Source organism: Mycobacterium sp. 134 (genome assembly GCF_048282715.1).
In the GTDB taxonomy this organism is placed as follows: domain Bacteria; phylum Actinomycetota; class Actinomycetes; order Mycobacteriales; family Mycobacteriaceae; genus Mycobacterium; species Mycobacterium septicum.
Genome location: NZ_JBLVUN010000008.1, coordinates 312,105 through 327,404 on the forward strand (window position 1 = coordinate 312,105; position 15,300 = coordinate 327,404).

Below are 15,300 nucleotides of genomic sequence, written 5' to 3' on the forward strand. Positions count from 1 at the left end.
CGCGCAGTGCGGGACACCTGGGCCCGACGCCGTCCTAGCTGTGCCGCAGGGGCGCCGGGCTCCACAGTCCGCTGCGGATCGCGGTGCCCAGGTCCAGACGGGCCGGTTCGGCGTCCGGGTACCACGGCGTGAGCCGTTGCAGCGAACCCCAGTCCCGGAACCAGTCGTCCCGCAGATAGGTCGGAACGCTCGACGGCCGCAGCAGCAGTTCGGTGATGCCCAGCGGGCCGCCGCCCAGGTAGTCCATCACCGGAGAGTTGGCCTCGGCGCCGAAGCGGTCCGGCAGGATCCGCCACTTGGGCACCTCGGTGACGCCGTACTGATGGCCGAACGGGCGCTGGCACGGGAACGCCAGGCCCACGAGCCAGTCCAGCAGGACCGGGTCCTGCGACCCGACCACGTCCTGGAGGGTGCGCAGCTGCGGGATCCGCGGCGGGGTCACCGCGATCCAGTGCTGCGGGGCCAGGTCGTCGTCCGAGGCGACCAACCGGATCTGGGTGGCCTCGCGCGGGATGGCGGCCATGGGGGCCCGCAGGTTGCGCCAGGCCGGGGCGGCGCCCACATCGGCGAATCCGACGCCGCCGCCGGGTTTGTTCTCGGCGGCCTGCGCATCGGTGGCCCATTGCACGACGACCTCGCCCGGATCGAAGCGGCCCGCTGCGGCGACGACCAGCAGCGGTCCGGCCTGATCGCGGTCGGGCAGCCGGTACCAGGCCGAGCGCATGATCGCGGGCTGCTGGGTGCCGGCGCGCCAGCTGCCCAGCACCGGGGTGGTGGCCGGGTCGAGGCCGTAGGGCAGCCGGGCCCGGGAGCCGTTGACGCCGGCGGCCGCGGTGGTGCCACCCTCGGTGCCCACCTCGCTGCCGGTCACGGTGCCGGAGTCGCTGTCGGCGAAGTTGCCGGCGCCGGGCTGTTCCATCACCGGGTCGGCCGAGACGTCCGACGGGATGCCGTTGGGGCCGAATCCCTGCGCGGTGACCGCGCCGAGGGCCTGGCCGGGAGGTTCGTTGATCGGGGCCAGCAGGCCGGCGTTCGCGTTCTCCTCGACCATCACGTCGCTGGCCAGTCCGCAGGTCTTGCCGGTGAGCGCCTCCAGGTTGGAACGCCCGACGGACCAGGCCGGGTACTGATTGGTCATCGCCAGGGTCAGTGACACCACTTCGAACATCACCAGCACCCACGCGGCGATGGCCAGTGGTGATTGGACGATCCGCTGCCAGCGGTGCTGCGGCTCGTCCGGGGACTTGTCGCGGCCGCTGAAGTGGAACCAGGCCGCCAACAACAAGGTCAGCACCGAGAAGCCCAGCAGGATGGTGGTGAACCCGAACTTGTATTCGGGGAACGAGTTCGACCAGGGCACACCGAAGTTGGAGACGTACCACCAGCCGTTGACAGTGGCGAACGACAGCGCCACCACGAACAGCACCAGGGCGGCGAACATCGACCGGTTGCGGCGCGACTTCATCGCGACGGCCGTCACGGCGACGGCGGCCAGCGCACCGAGGGATCCGGCCAGCCCGGCGAACACGCCGAAGTGGTGCGTCCACTTGGTCGGGGTGAACATCATCGCCAGGAACGAGATGATCGTGATGCCGATGATGCGTCGGCTCGGACCGGCGGCGGTGCCGGGGATGCGGCCCTTGCGCAGCGTCATCGCGATCGACACCGCCAGCGCCACCAACAGGGTCAGCACCGCGAAGCGCCGCGCCACCGAACCGTCCGGGCTCGAGGTGAACAACCGCGAGTAGCGGATGTGCTCGTCGAACCAGGCCAGGCTGGGGCCGACGGCGGACTTGAAGGTGCTGGCCTGGATCTCGCCGGCCAGGGTCTGATCGCGGAAGATCAGGATGATCGTCACGGTGCAGGCGGCCAGGATCGGGGCCAGCAGCGGTAGGTGCCCGAAGCGTGAGGTATGCCGGGCCACAATCGTTTTCAGCGGTCCCACGGCGACCAGCAGGGCACCGACGGCGGCGATACCGGTGGGGCCGGAGAACAGGGTCAGCGCACCGATGATGATCGCGATGGCCACCGGCAACATGCGGTTGGTGGCCACCCCGCGTTCCACCGAACACCAGGTCAGCAGGATGCCGAGGGCGATGATCGGTTCGGGGCGAAGGCCGTTGTTGAGCGGTAGCCAGAACGCCAGGAACATGCCTGCGGCGGTCCAGGCGGCCGCGCGGTTGGTCTTGACGGCCCTACCGAGCCGTGGCAGCACCTCACGGCTGATCACCCACCAGCAGGCCAGCGCCATGAGCAACGTGGGCAGTCGCAGCCAGATGCTGGCGGTCGAGACGTGGGCCCACAGCGCCAGCAGGTCGTAGTACCAGCCGAACGGGGCCTCGGGGGTGCCGAACCAGCGGTAGTAGTTGGCCATGTAGCCGGCGTGTTCGGACACCCGGGCCATGGTCAGGATGTAGCCATCGTCGGAGGTGTTGGCCCCGACGAAGTGCCACCACACCAGGACCGCGGTGACCAGTCCGTCCAGCGGCTTCATCGACCACCATCGCGGCGGCAGGAAACGCCGGTGCCGGACACCGTCGGCGGAGTCGAGACGATGCAGCGCGCCCAGGGCGATGACGGTCATGGCGACGCCGATGATCATCGCCATCAGCTTGAGCAGCGTCGGGGCGCTGCTGTACCGGGAGTCGATGGTGGCCGAGAACTTCAGGCCCTCGGGTGCGGGGCCGGACAGGTCGGTGAAGACGCCGACGATCTGCGGCCGGAAGTCGTAGCCGCCGCGCTCACCGCGCAGGGGCGCGTCGGGGTCGTCGGCGGTGTCACTGGCATCGGCCTGGGTGAGCCCGACGAATTCGCCGGTCACCTTGTCGGCGTGCGCGGTGAAGGTCAGGGACTGGCAGGCCGGCTGAGCACCGCATCCAGCGGCGCGCTGACCACCGGGGTGTTGCGCACGATGACCAGCAGGTCGTTGTTGACCCGCTCGATCAGCAGGCCGCGGTCGACGGCCTTGGGCGCCTGCTTGGGCACGGTCGACAGCAGGACGGTTCGGCCGCGATTCTCCGGTCCGGCCAGGCCTGCGGCGGCCTGGCACGGCACGGTGATGGTCAGATCGGTGGCGACGTACCCGATCAGCGGCGCGTTGATGCTCTGCCAGGTGCCGTTCTGTGGCCAGTTCAGCTGGGCGGTCGTCTGTTTGACCGGAAGCAGCGGTGTCGCCACCGCCATCAATACGCCGAGCAAACCGGCGACGACGGCGATGAGCCGCACCGTCCGGTGGTTGCTGCCGGCGGTTCCCTGCGGTCCCGTCACGGGCTCTGATGCTATCGGCGTATCAGTGGCCATTGGGAGCGGGCTTTCTGATCGCCAGGACAAATGGGCCGATGTCGGTCACCTCGAAACGTGGATCTTTGAACAGTGCCGCGTCGAGCGCCACGTGGTAGCGGCGCACGTTCGGCTGATTGGGGTAGACGTCGGAGGCCAGGCGCAGCGTGTAGGTGTCGTTCGCGCCGTGGCGCATCAGGAACACGGTCGGCGCCTTCCACGGCATTTCGTCGAGCGCCTTCACGAACTGGTCGGCCTTGCTCAGCGTGGCCCAGCCCTCGATGGCCTTGGCACGCTTGTCGAATTCGGCCAGCGGGTTCGCGTAATGCGACGTCAGGCCCTGGAAGCCGTAGTAGGGGTAGTACGACAGGAAGCTGTAGTCGGCGGTCAGCACCACGGTCTGGTTGCGCGGCACTCCGGTGACCTCGGCGATCTTGGCGTCGATCTCGCGGTAGTAGCGCTCGGCCCCGGGCGCCCGGCGGTCTGCCCGCTGCCCGGTTCCGTCGGTGTCCGTGTAGGCCACGTTGATGTCGGGGCGCAGCACGTCGGGGATGTCCTGGCTGAACGTGACGGCGCCGATCACGCCGACGGCGGCGGCCGCGATGGTGATGCGCTGCGCGGTTTCCGGCTGGTAGCGCCTCGCGATGGCCTGCGTCGCCTCGATGAAGCCGAACGCGCCCGCGGTGGTGAGCAGCACGGTCAGTGCGGGCTGCAACCGGAAGGACAGCAGCGTGGTGCCGGCCAGGGTGGTCAGCATCGACAGCAGCGACCAGGCGTAGACCGCGAGCACCGCGATGGCCAGCGCCCCGGCCCGCGTCGAGGAGCGCGCGCGGACCACCAGCCACAGCGTGCCGAGCATGCACAGCGCGCCGAGCAGCGTGAAGCTCAGCATCGGGAAGGTCAGCTGGGCGCCGGCGTCGGGTAGATAGTGCTGGGCGGTGCCCTTCTCTGCGGGTGTTCCGCGCAGTGACGCCAGCAGGTACGGGCCCCAGGTGATCAGGGCGATGGCCCCGGAGATCACGCCGATGACGGCCAGGCGTAGCAACGGGTCGATGCTGCGCCGGGCGATCGCCAGCACCAGCGCCATCAGCGCCAGCGTGAACGCGCAGTAGGCCAGCAGCAGGGTGTAGAAGAGGGCGGCGAAGCCGAGGAAGATCCCGACGCCGATGACGGCAGCCCAACCCCCACTGTGCTGAATTCCCGGCTCGCCGGGGCGGGTCTTGCCTCTCAACCCCGACCAGGCCAGCACGAACACCGGCGGCAACAGCACGGTGATGATCGCGGCGTAGGGCTCGGTGGAGGAGTAGGCCAGCATCGCGGCGGTGCTCGCGGTGGTCACGATCAGCGCGTACTCGAAGCGAATCATGGTTGCCCACAACACGAAAGCGAGTGCCACGGCGATGGTGATCGAGACGATCGACCAGGGCTTGAACATCTCCCAGGCCGGGGTGCCGGTGGCCGCGGCGATGCGCCCGCCCATCCAGAACCAGCCGGCCGGGTAGTAGGGCGGAAGCCCGAAGTAGGTCATGTCGTGCAGGCCGGGGGCATCGGCCAGCCGGGTCAGGTACTCGGTGCGGAACTGCTGGTCGACCGAGACCCCGAACAGGTACAGCTTGGTGGCGCCCAGTGGCATCGCCAGGGTGACCACCGAGAACGCGGACAGGAAGATCAGCGCGGCCAGCCGGGCCAGGGTGCGCCGGCCTCGACGCCAGATCAGTCCGGCGGCGAAGATTCCGGCCAGCGCGCCGACCTGGCCCACCGTGGTGAGCGCGTGCAGTTGGTTGGACGTGTTGTAGGCCGGCCATTGGACCTGGGCGATCGCCGCGATGGACACCCCGGCCACCGCCGAGGCGAGCATGAGGGCGATCACCATGTGTCCGGTCACCCTGGCCGGACCGGCCAGTCCGGCCTGCATCAGATGGGAAGCTTGCGGAAGATGGGCCGCGGGATGTGCCGCAGAACCATCATCACGTAGCGGAACGCGCCAGGCGCCCAGACCAGATCCTTGCCCTTGGCCGACGCGGTGACGGCCAGGTCGGCCACGTATTCCTTGTCGACGGTCAGCGGGGCTTCCTTGACGTGGGCGCTCATGCGGGTGCGCACCTGACCGGGCCGGATCACCAGGACCCGCACGCCGAACTCGCGCAGGGCCTCACCGAGGCCGAGGTAGAACCCGTCGAGTCCGGCCTTGGTGGAGCCGTAGACGAAGTTGGACCGGCGCACCCGCTCGCCCGCGGCGGAGCTCATCGCGATGATCTGGCCGTAGCCTTGGGCGCGCATCTTCTCACCGACCAGGACGCCGACGGAAACGGCTGCGGTGTAGTTGATTTCGGCGATCTGGACGGCCTTGCGCTGGTTCTGCCACAACTCTTCGGCATCGCCGAGCAGGCCGAAGGCGACGATCGCGACATCCACGTCACCGGAGGCGAATGCCTTGTCGATCACATCGGGGTGGCTTTTGGAGTCGAGCGCGTCGAAGTCGATGACCTCGACCGAACTGGCGCCGGCGTTACGCAGCTGGGCCACCGCGTCGTCGCGGCCCGGATCCCCGGGGAGGGCGGCCAGCACGATGCGGGCAGAGGCGTCGCGCAGATAGCGCTCACAGATCGCCAGCCCGATCTCTGAAGTGCCGCCGAGCAGCAGAATCGTCTGGGGGTTACCTACGGCGTCGAACACCATCTAGCGCAGCTCCAAGCCTCGGGGGACATCGTGACGAGGGTACCGTGCGGTTTCCTTCGAAAATTCGAGCAATCCGGGCGCAGGACCTTGACCGCATTTCCTACACGCCGTAGTTTTTTTCTACACCGTGTAGGAAATGGGGGAGATCATGACGATCCGTGACTGGCTGGCATTGCCCGAGACGGAACCGGGGGAGGACTACGGGTTCTTCGGCCCCGATTCGGTGACTTGGAAGGTGTGGAGCTATCCCACTTCGCTGTCGATCGGGTTCCAGCGCGCCGTCGTCATCGAGGAACTCGACCCCGCGCTCGTCGCGGCGGTCGACAAGACCCACGAGATCTACTCGCGGCCGCGCACCCGGTACGACCGGACGCTGCGCTACTTCGCCATGGTGGCGTTCGACGACAGCCGTTCGACCACGAAGGCCGCCGACGTTCTGGTCAAGATCCACTCCAAGGCCATCGGCACCGACCCGGTCACGGGAAAGACCTACGACGCCAACAACCCGGATTCGCAGCTGTGGATCCACCTGACCGCATGGCATTCCATTCTGGTGGCCTACGAGAAGTACGGCCCCGGACCGCTGCCGCCCGAAGAGGAATTGCAGTACTGGCGCGAATGCGCGATCGCCGCCGAACTGCAGACCTGCGATCCCTCCGATGTTCCCCTTACCCGCGAGGGCATCCGGGAGTACTTCGAGAAGATGCGACCCCAGCTGATCGGCTCGGATATCGCCCGGCAGGCCATGCACCACCTGCTGGGCGCCGAGGTGATGTTGCCCAAGATGCCACTGCTGCTGCGGCCCGGCACCAGGGTGATCACCGCGTTCCTGCGCCGCGGCACCCTGGCGACGATGCCGCGGTGGATGCGGGAGATGGCCGGGCTCAGCACATCCCGGCTTCTGGATGCGCTGGTGGTGCCGCCGCTGAATGCGGCGTTTACGGTGATCGCCATGAGTACGCGGCTCGAGCTGATTCTGCTGCGGCTGCTGTCGCCTGCGACCCTGCCCATCGGCGCCCGGGTCTTGTTGTCGGTTCCGCCGAAGGATCCGGTCACCACGACACCGCGCGAGGCCCAGCGCCGCTTCGGCTACGCCGCACCGAGCCAGGCGCACTTCGAGTTTCGGGAGAGGCAGGCGGTCCGCGTGTTCGGCGAAGGAATCGCACCCAGTGACGAGGGCATCGTGGAGTCGCAGCCGATTCTCGGGAGGATCGGATAACTCGTGATCAAGAATCTTCTCGACTACCGGTTGAGCATCCGGCAACTCGTCTACCTCGCGATCGTGATGGGGGCCCCGTACTTCGTGATCGGCATGATCTGGGCCCTCACCCACAGCGACCACATCGCTGGGCTCACGGGGCTGGACAAGCTGTTCTCACTGTTGGGCGAGATCGTCGCGTGGCCGGTACTGATCATCGCGAATGTCACGCTGACATGAGTGGAGTGAGGTGAACGAAACCGCAATCGCCAACCGGGCCCGCGCCGAACATCTGGGCCCGGACCGGCGCCGGCCACAGGTCCTCGACACCGCGTTGGAGATCGCCGCGCAGCAGGGGCTGGCCGACGTGACGATGGGTAACGTCGCAAGCCGTCTGGGTGTCACCCGGCCGGTCGTTTACGCCTGCTACCCCGGGCGTGGGGAAGTGCTTGCCGCACTGTTGGATCGGGAAACCGACGAGGTGCTGGCCAGTCTGCTCGAGCTGTTGCCGCCGCAGCGAACCGGCTCCATCGAGCAACTGTTCGTCGACGGGTTCCGCGCGCTGCACAGCACCGTGCGCGAGCGTCCCGCCTCGTGGCGCATCATCTTCGGGGCGGATCCTGACCCGGTGCTCACCGCGGCCATCGTGCGTGGCCGGGACCGTCTTCGCAGCCAACTCGCGACCGTGATGCGCCCGCTGCTGCAGCGGTGGCAGGTCGCTGACCTCGACGTCGCACTGCCCATGCTGGTCGAGGTGTTCCTGGCGATCTGCGAGGCCGCCGTCCGGAAGATGCTCGACGCCGACGGCGATTCAGAATCGGTGGCCGAAACCTTCGGCAAGGCGGCCTACCGCGCGGTGCGCGCAAAACCCTAGTGCAACAACAACACCCCGCGAGCTTCGAGCCCGCGGGGTGTTGTTGTTACTCGTCAGATCAGACCGTCGGCTGAGCCGACAGATCAGACGTCGAACCGGTCGGCGTTCATCACCTTGTTCCAGGCGGCGACGAAATCCTTGACGAACTTCTCCTTGGAATCGTCCTCGGCGTACACCTCGGCCAGGGCCCGCAGCTGCGAGTTCGAGCCGAACAGCAGGTCGACGCGGCTGGCGGTGAACTTCTGCGCACCGCTGGCCCGGTCGGAGCCGACGTAGGTGCCGTCATCGGCCGGCGACGGCGCCCACTTGATGCCCATGTCGGTCAGGTTGACGAAGTAGTCGTTCGTCAGCTTGCCCTTGCCGGCGGTCAGCACACCGAGATCCGAGCCGCCGTGGTTGGCGCCCAGCACACGCAGGCCACCGACGAGCACGGTCAGCTCCGGACCCGACAGGCCCAACAGGTTGGCCTTGTCGATGATCCGGTACTCCGGAGGCAGCGGGTCACCCTTGCCGACGTGGTTGCGGAACCCGTCGGACAGGGTCTCCAGCCATGCGAACGACTCGACGTCGGTCTGGTCCTGGGTGGCGTCGCCGCGACCCGAGAGGAACGGCACGGTGACGTCGAATCCGGCGTCCTTGGCCGCCTTCTCGACTCCGACGGCACCGCCGAGGACCACCAGATCGGCGAACGACACACCCGTGTCGGACGCGGCCTGGATTTCCTCCAGCTTGCGGATCACCTGGGCCAGCTCGTCGGGCTCGTTGGCCTCCCAGCCCAGCTGCGGCTGCAGGCGGATCCGGCCGCCGTTCGCGCCACCGCGCATATCGCTGGAACGGAACGACGACGCAGTCTTCCATGCCGTCGAAACCAGCTGCTGGACAGTCAGACCCGAGTCCGCGATGGCGGCCTTGAGTGCGTCGACATCGGCATCGCTCAGGGTCTTACCGGCCGGAACGACGTCCTGCCATACCCAGGTCTGCTTGGGTACCAGGGGTCCGAGGTAGCGGGCCACCGGACCCAGGTCGCGGTGCAGCAGCTTGAACCAGGCCTTGGCGTACTCCTCGGCCAGCTCCTCCGGGTGATCCAGCCAGCGGCGGGTGATCTTGCCGTAGATCGGGTCGAACCGCATCGACAGATCGGTGGTGAGCATCGACGGGTGGGTCTTGCCGGTGCCCTGCGCCATCGGCACCGAGTTGGCCCAGCCGTTGTCCTTGGGCTTCCACTGGTTGGCGCCCGCCGGGCTCTTCGTCAGCTCCCACTCGTTGCTGTAGAGGATCTCCAGGAAGCTGTTGTCCCACTTGGTGGGGGTGTGCGTCCAGGTCACCTCGATGCCGCTGCTGACGGTCTCGTTGCCGAGGCCGGGGTTGGCCCAGCCCAGGCCCATCTGCTCGAGCGGTGCGGCTTCGGGCTCCACGCCGTTCTCGATGTCGGTGGCGCCGTGGGTCTTGCCGAAGGTGTGGCCACCGACGATCAGCGCGGCGGTCTCGATGTCGTTCATCGCCATCCGGCCGAAGGTCTCGCGGATGTCGATGGCCGCGGCCAGGTAATCCGGATTGCCCTCGGGGCCTTCGGGGTTGACGTAGATCAGACCCATGTGGCTGGCGGCCAGCGGGTTCTCCAGCTTGGTCCGGTCAGCGTTGCCGGCGTAGCGGTCCTGCGAACCGAGCCACTCGTGCTCGGCGCCCCAGTAGATGTCCTCCTCGGGCTCCCAGAAGTCCGGGCGGCCGAAGGCGAAGCCGGCGGTCTTGAAGCCCATGTGCTCCATCGCCCGGTTACCCGCGTAGACGATCAGGTCGGACCACGAGATCTTCTTGCCGTACTTCTTCTTCAGCGGCCACAGCAGACGACGGGCCTTGTCCAGGCTGACGTTGTCGGGCCAGCTGTTCAGCGGGGCGAACCGCTGCATACCGCGTCCGCCGCCACCGCGGCCGTCCTGCACGCGGTAGGTACCCGCGGCGTGCCACGACATGCGGACGAACAGCGGGCCGTAGTGACCGAAGTCGGCCGGCCACCAGTCCTGCGAATCCGTCAGCAGGGCATCGAAATCGCGCTCGAAAGCCTCGAAATCGAGGGTCTTGACGGCCTCGCGGTAGTCGTAGCCCTCGTCCGTCGGGTCGATGGCGGGCGGGTTCTTCTGCAGGATCTTCAGGTTGACCGCGTTGGGCCACCAGTCGCGGTTGCTGCCGCCCTCGACGGGAGGCTTGATCCGCATCGGACAGCCGCTTTCGGCGGGTTCGGTTTGTGCTTCACCAATCGGGGGGTGAGTTTCGGCGTCGGCCATGACAAATCCTTTCCGGGGCTGGCGGGTTAAGGGGTTATCTACTTGGAGCAATGGAACATTCGGGGCAAGTACCCCAATAGATGACCTCGGCTTCATCGATCTCGAAACCGTGGTCGTGTGACGCGGTCAGGCATGGGGCCGACCCGGCCGCGCAGTCCACGTCGGCGATTGCGCCACACGATCGGCACACGACGTGGTGGTGGTTGTCGCCGATACGTGATTCGTACCGGGCGACTGATCCGGAGGGCTGGATGCGCCGCACCAGTGCTGCGGCGGTGAGCGCATGCAACGAGTCATATACGGCCTGGTGGGAGACCTCGGGCAGGTCTTCACGCACCGACCGGATGATCGTGTCCGTATCGGCGTGCGGGTTCGCATGGACCGCGTGCAGGACCGCCACTCGGGGGCGGGTCACACGCATGTCGGCGCTTCGCAGCATCTGCTGGAAGTCCGCGGTTGTCGCCACGGACCGAAGTCTCGTCCCTTTTCTGGAATTAGTCAAGAATAAAATTCTCGCCAATTCGAGAGGAACGGTGAGGGGCTAGACGAGCTCCAGTCGGCGTGCCATGTCCGAGACGAACAGGCCGTCGGGATCGACCCTGCGACGCACGGCCAGCCACTCATCGATGCGCGGGTACATCGCGTGGAACGTCTCGGCCGTCGTGCGGGAATCCTTGGCGGTGTACAGCCGGCCACCGAATTCCAGTACCCGGCGGTCGAGTTCGGTGACGAACTCGTTCAGCCCGGCCTTGATCGGGAAGTCGACGCAGACGTTCCAGCCGGGGATCGGGAAGCTCAGCGGTGCTTGATTGCCGGGGCCGAACAGCTTGAACACGTTGAGGAAGGAGTAGTGCCCCGAGCGCTGGATGTCGAGGATGATGCCCTTGAACTCCTCGACGGCCTCGGTGGGGACCACGAACTGGTACTGCAGGAAACCCGCCGGGCCGTAGGCGCGGTTCCATTCTCCGAACATGTCCAGTGGGTGATAAAACTGCGTCAGGTTCTGCACCTTGTTGCGGTAGGTGCCCGACTTCAGGTACCACAACTCGCCGATCGGCATGAACGTGAGCTTGTTGGCCAACCCGTTCGGGAACACGTCCGGCAACGTGAGTAGTTGCGGCGCATCGAATTTCAGCGGGTCCTTCTGCAGCTTCGGGGGCAGCTGGTCCAGGGTTGCCAGTGAACCTCGCGAGATCGCGGCGCGGCCGAGCTTCGGTGGCTTGCTGATCGCGTCGAACCAGGCCGACGAGTAGGTGTAGTTGGACTCGCTGCCGTCGCTGTGGAACTCGATGGTCTCGTCGAGCGTCTTGGTGACATCGCCGTCGGCGATGAAATAGGCAGTCTCCGTAGGCGTCATCTCGATGGTGGCGCGCAGGATGATGCCGGTCAGGCCGTTACCGCCGACCGTGGCCCAGAAGATGTCGGCGTTCTCGCCTTCCGGGGTCAGGTGCAGCACCTCGCCGCCCGCGGTCAGCAGATCCATCGAGCGCACATGGTTGCCGAAACTGCCTGCGCTGTGGTGGTTCTTGCCGTGGATGTCGCAGCCGATGGCGCCGCCGATGGTCACCTGGCGGGTGCCCGGCAGCACCGGAACCCACAGTCCGTGGGGCAGTGCGGCCCGCATCAGCTGGTCGAGGTTCACCCCGCCGTCCACGTCGACCAGCTTGGAGCCGGCATCGATCGAGTGGATCTGGTTCAGCGACGACATGTCGATGACGAGACCGCCACCGTTCTGCGCGTTGTCGCCGTAGGAGCGGCCCAGGCCGCGGGCGATCACACCCCGGCCCTTCTGCTCGGCGGCGCGCGCGACGGCCCGGACGATGACCTCGGGATCGCTGGTTGAGAGCACCTGTGCCACGGTCGGTGCGGTCCGGCCCCAGCCTGTCAGGCGCTTGGGAGTGGTCGGCAAATCGGTAGTCGACATCGCAGAGAAGCGTACCCGGCAGTAGCCGGGCCCGGACCTCAGTGCAGTTTGAAGATCACCGCGCGCTGGACGATGAAGTTGATCACCGTGGCAGTGCCCTGGGCGATGATGAACGCGACCGGCACCCGCCAGGGCTGGTCCTCGAACTGCATGTAGAACACGAAGTTGATGCCCACCTGCACCGCGTAGGTCACCGCGTAGAGAACGCAGACGGCGATGAACCGGGCAGTGCTCGGAGGTGCCTGGAACGTCCAGCGCCGGTTGATCAGGTAGGCCGTGGCGGTGCCGGCGATGAAGCTGATGGTCTTCGCGACGTTGACCCGGATGTCCTCGTCGACGTGCCAGAACGTGGCGAAGAGCCGGAGGAAGGTGATGTACAGGCCGAAGTCCACGATCGCGGCCAGTCCGCCGGTGATGATGAATCTGACCGCCTGGGTCTTGAGGCTCAGGGTCGGCGACATCACGGGTTCGGCCACCTGGGCAGCTTAGCGAGGCCGTACGGTGCACTCGTGCTGCAGACGGTGCTCAACGACCTCGGGATCGCGGTGTTCGCGTCGTCGGGAGCGATGGTCGCGATCCGCAAGGGCTTCGATCTGTTCGGTATCGCGGCCCTCGGGGTGCTGACCGGCGTGAGTGGCGGGGTGATCCGCGACCTCTTCCTCGGGGTCCATCCACCCACCTCTATCCAGCACTGGCCCAACATCACCGTCGCGGTGGCCGCGACAGCGGTGGCGACCCTCACCGCGAAGCACCTGATCCGGTTCAACCACATCGTGCTGCCGCTGGACGCGATCGGCATGGGCTTCTTCGCGACCTCCGGCGCGGCGTTCGCCGTGGACCACGGGGCCAGCTGGTTCGCAGCGGTGCTGATCGGCATGACCACCGCGATCGGCGGCGGCATCATCCGCGACGTATTGGTCCGGGAGATCCCGATGCTGATGCGGCCGGACGATCTGTATGCCGTCCCTGCGCTGATGGGTGCGACGACGTACGCGGTCATCGACTACTTCGGCCCGCAGTGGGTCGGCCTGGCGGTGGGCACGGTGCTGGCCACGACGCTGCGCCTGGCTGGGCTGGCATTCCACTGGCGGTTGCCCACCGGCCCGTCGGACCTGATCGCGGGTGAGGACTCCTAGCGCAGCGCCGCTGACAGCACGCCGCACAGCGCGTCGACGGCAGGCCCGAAGGCGTGGTCCGCGGGCGCCCCGAATCCGATGATCACCCCGTCGGGGTCGGGGGTATCCGGTCCGGCCAGGGGGTGCCGCATGATCGACAGCCCGTTCAACGCGATACCGGCCTCACCGGCCCGGCGCAGCACCTCGGGTTCGGCTCCGTCGGGCAGGGTCAGCAGCATATTCACCCCAGCCGCCAATCCGCCGATGCCGAGGTCGAACCCGGCGAGTGCGGCGGCGAGGGTGTCGCGTCGCCGCCGGTAGCGATTGCGCATCCGCCGGATGTGCCGGTCGTAGCCGCCGCTGCGGATGAAGTCGGCCAGGGTCAGCGCGGTGAGCGCGTCGACGTGGTACTGCGCCCCGCCGGCCGCCGCGATGACCGGATCGATCAATGCGTCGGGAAGCACCATCCAGCCCACCCGCATCACCTGGGCCATGCTCTTGCTGGCCGAACCGAGGTAGACGACGCGTTCGGGGTTCAGCGACTGCAGGGCTCCGACGGGTTGGCGGTCGTAGCGGAATTCGCCGTCGTAGTCGTCGTCCACCACGTATCCGCCGGTGCGCTGCGCCCAGTCGATGACCGCGGTGCGCCGCGCCGGGTGCAGTGCCATCCCGAACGGGCTCTGGTGTGCGGGAGTCAGTAGTACCGCCGGGGTGTCCAGCCGGTCCAGATCGCTGATCACCGCGCCGTGGGCGTCGACACCGATCGGCGTTGTCGGTACGCCGAGGCCCGCGAGCGCGTCGCGGAAGATGAACAGCCCGTGGGCCTCCACGGCGATCGGTCGCCGGGTGCCGAGCACCCGGCCCAGCAGGTCGACGCCGTCGCGCACCCCGGAGCAGATCACGATCGACTCGGGGTTGGTCCGCACGCCGCGCACGCGGCCCAGATATTCGGTGAGAGCCTCGCGCAGAACTGCCGGTCCGCGCGGGTCGCCCATCCGCAGTGCGGAGACCGGCGCGTCCGTGATGGCCCGGCGCGCCGACGCCAACCAGGCCGACCGCGGAAACTCCGACACATCGGGGGAGCCGGGCATCAGGTTGTGCCGGGGGACGGCAGGAATGCGGCGCGGGCGCGGTGCCGGCCCCGGTGCCGTGGCCCGCGCGACCCAGGTGCCCGCGCCCTGGCGGGAGGCCAGCCAGCCTTCGGCGACCAGTTCGGCGTACGCCTCGGCGACGGTGTTGCGGGCCAACCCCAGATCGGACGCCAGCGCGCGCGACGGCGGCAGCCGCGTGTCGGTACCCAACCGGCCGCTGCGAATCCCCTCCCGAAGCGCGGTGACCAGCTGTTCGCGGGCGGTGCGACTGCCGGGCTCGATCATCGCGCGCAGTTCGAGATGCAGGTCCCGGTCGGAATTGGCCCGCGAAGTCACTGCAATATTGAACCATCTAGACGGTATTTTCCCGGATAGCGTTGACGGCATGACACAGACACTCGAACCCGCCACCACCGTCGACCGCCTCAAGATCTACAAGGTTTCTCCGGAGCTCTACGACGCGATGATGACGCTGTCGAACGCCGCGGCCAAGGACGTCGACCCGACGATCGGCGAGCTCGTCAAGATCCGGGCGTCGCAGATCAACCACTGCGCGTTCTGCCTCGACATGCACACCCACGACGCCCGCAAGCAGGGCGAGACCGAGCAGCGACTCGCGCTCATCGCAGCCTGGCAGGAGGCGGGTGACCTGTTCACCGAACGTGAGCAGGCGGCGTTGGCCCTGACCGAGGCCATCACCGAACTGGGCGACGGCCACGTTCCCGACGCCGTGTATGCCCGCGCGGCTGCCGCGTTCACCGAACGCGAGCTCGGTCAGGTGATCGCGATGGCAGTGACCATCAACGCGTGGAACCGGATCAACGTCACCGTGCGGATGCCCGCCCCGCGGCGCTGAAC

Annotated in this window: 12 protein-coding genes and 1 pseudogene; 5 read left to right on the top strand and 8 right to left on the bottom strand. The window is 67.6% G+C overall.

Annotated features, from left to right (window positions below):
- Positions 1 to 34 precede the first annotated feature (34 nt).
- The 3 genes and pseudogenes from ACNQVK_RS06335 to ACNQVK_RS06345 all read right to left on the bottom strand — a co-directional run bounded on the left by ACNQVK_RS06335 (position 35) and on the right by ACNQVK_RS06345 (position 5,958).
- Positions 35 to 3,300, bottom strand: a pseudogene (locus ACNQVK_RS06335) (arabinosyltransferase domain-containing protein).
- A complete protein-coding gene (locus ACNQVK_RS06340; RefSeq protein ID WP_418028849.1) occupies positions 3,290 to 5,194 on the bottom strand; it encodes a galactan 5-O-arabinofuranosyltransferase in 1,905 nt (634 codons plus the stop codon). Before ACNQVK_RS06340 ends, ACNQVK_RS06335 begins: the two are co-directional and overlap by 11 nt.
- Positions 5,194 to 5,958: a decaprenylphospho-beta-D-erythro-pentofuranosid-2-ulose 2-reductase gene (locus ACNQVK_RS06345; RefSeq protein ID WP_418028850.1), complete on the bottom strand. Its 765-nt coding sequence runs from the start codon at positions 5,956 to 5,958 to the stop codon at positions 5,194 to 5,196. Before ACNQVK_RS06345 ends, ACNQVK_RS06340 begins: the two co-directional genes overlap by 1 nt.
- A 136-nt stretch (positions 5,959 to 6,094) precedes the next feature.
- Here ACNQVK_RS06345 and ACNQVK_RS06350 point away from each other — a divergent pair, with 136 nt between their 5' ends.
- The 3 genes from ACNQVK_RS06350 to ACNQVK_RS06360 are packed head-to-tail and all read left to right on the top strand — an operon-like array spanning position 6,095 to position 8,030.
- On the top strand, positions 6,095 to 7,177 hold the full coding sequence (locus ACNQVK_RS06350; protein WP_418028851.1) for an oxygenase MpaB family protein: 1,083 nt from the start codon (positions 6,095 to 6,097) through the stop codon (positions 7,175 to 7,177).
- Positions 7,178 to 7,180: 3 nt separating this feature from the next.
- Complete coding sequence (locus tag ACNQVK_RS06355) at positions 7,181 to 7,396, top strand: hypothetical protein (protein WP_418028852.1); 216 nt, start codon at positions 7,181 to 7,183, stop codon at positions 7,394 to 7,396.
- Between the two features lie 10 nt (positions 7,397 to 7,406).
- Positions 7,407 to 8,030, top strand: a complete 624-nt coding sequence (locus ACNQVK_RS06360) for a TetR/AcrR family transcriptional regulator (RefSeq protein ID WP_418028853.1) — start codon at positions 7,407 to 7,409, stop codon at positions 8,028 to 8,030.
- Between the two features lie 83 nt (positions 8,031 to 8,113).
- On the opposite strand, the gene katG is transcribed toward ACNQVK_RS06360, so the two are convergent.
- The 4 genes from katG to ACNQVK_RS06380 form a co-directional block, all read right to left on the bottom strand.
- Positions 8,114 to 10,312 carry a catalase/peroxidase HPI gene (gene katG / locus ACNQVK_RS06365; protein ID WP_418028854.1) on the bottom strand — a complete coding sequence of 733 codons (2,199 nt, stop codon included), beginning with the start codon at positions 10,310 to 10,312 and terminating at the stop codon, positions 8,114 to 8,116.
- Positions 10,313 to 10,346: 34 nt separating this feature from the next.
- The gene (locus ACNQVK_RS06370; protein WP_418033997.1) at positions 10,347 to 10,751 is read right to left on the bottom strand and encodes a Fur family transcriptional regulator; all 405 of its coding nucleotides are present in this window, start codon (positions 10,749 to 10,751) and stop codon (positions 10,347 to 10,349) included.
- Between the two features lie 102 nt (positions 10,752 to 10,853).
- Positions 10,854 to 12,236 carry an FAD-binding protein gene (locus ACNQVK_RS06375; RefSeq protein WP_418028855.1) on the bottom strand — a complete coding sequence of 461 codons (1,383 nt, stop codon included), beginning with the start codon at positions 12,234 to 12,236 and terminating at the stop codon, positions 10,854 to 10,856.
- Positions 12,237 to 12,274: 38 nt separating this feature from the next.
- Positions 12,275 to 12,697 carry a GtrA family protein gene (locus ACNQVK_RS06380; RefSeq protein ID WP_273734357.1) on the bottom strand — a complete coding sequence of 141 codons (423 nt, stop codon included), beginning with the start codon at positions 12,695 to 12,697 and terminating at the stop codon, positions 12,275 to 12,277.
- Positions 12,698 to 12,745: 48 nt separating this feature from the next.
- Here ACNQVK_RS06380 and ACNQVK_RS06385 point away from each other — a divergent pair, with 48 nt between their 5' ends.
- Positions 12,746 to 13,372, top strand: coding sequence for a trimeric intracellular cation channel family protein (locus ACNQVK_RS06385; protein ID WP_044513818.1), 627 nt, complete (start codon positions 12,746 to 12,748; stop codon positions 13,370 to 13,372).
- Here ACNQVK_RS06385 and ACNQVK_RS06390 read toward each other — a convergent pair.
- Complete coding sequence (locus tag ACNQVK_RS06390) at positions 13,369 to 14,829, bottom strand: PLP-dependent aminotransferase family protein (RefSeq protein ID WP_418028856.1); 1,461 nt, start codon at positions 14,827 to 14,829, stop codon at positions 13,369 to 13,371. The genes ACNQVK_RS06385 and ACNQVK_RS06390 overlap by 4 nt on opposite strands.
- Here ACNQVK_RS06390 and ACNQVK_RS06395 point away from each other — a divergent pair.
- A complete protein-coding gene (locus ACNQVK_RS06395) occupies positions 14,828 to 15,298 on the top strand; it encodes a carboxymuconolactone decarboxylase family protein (protein ID WP_418028857.1) in 471 nt (156 codons plus the stop codon). The two genes, ACNQVK_RS06390 and ACNQVK_RS06395, sit on opposite strands and share 2 nt — an antisense overlap.
- Positions 15,299 to 15,300 lie beyond the last annotated feature (2 nt).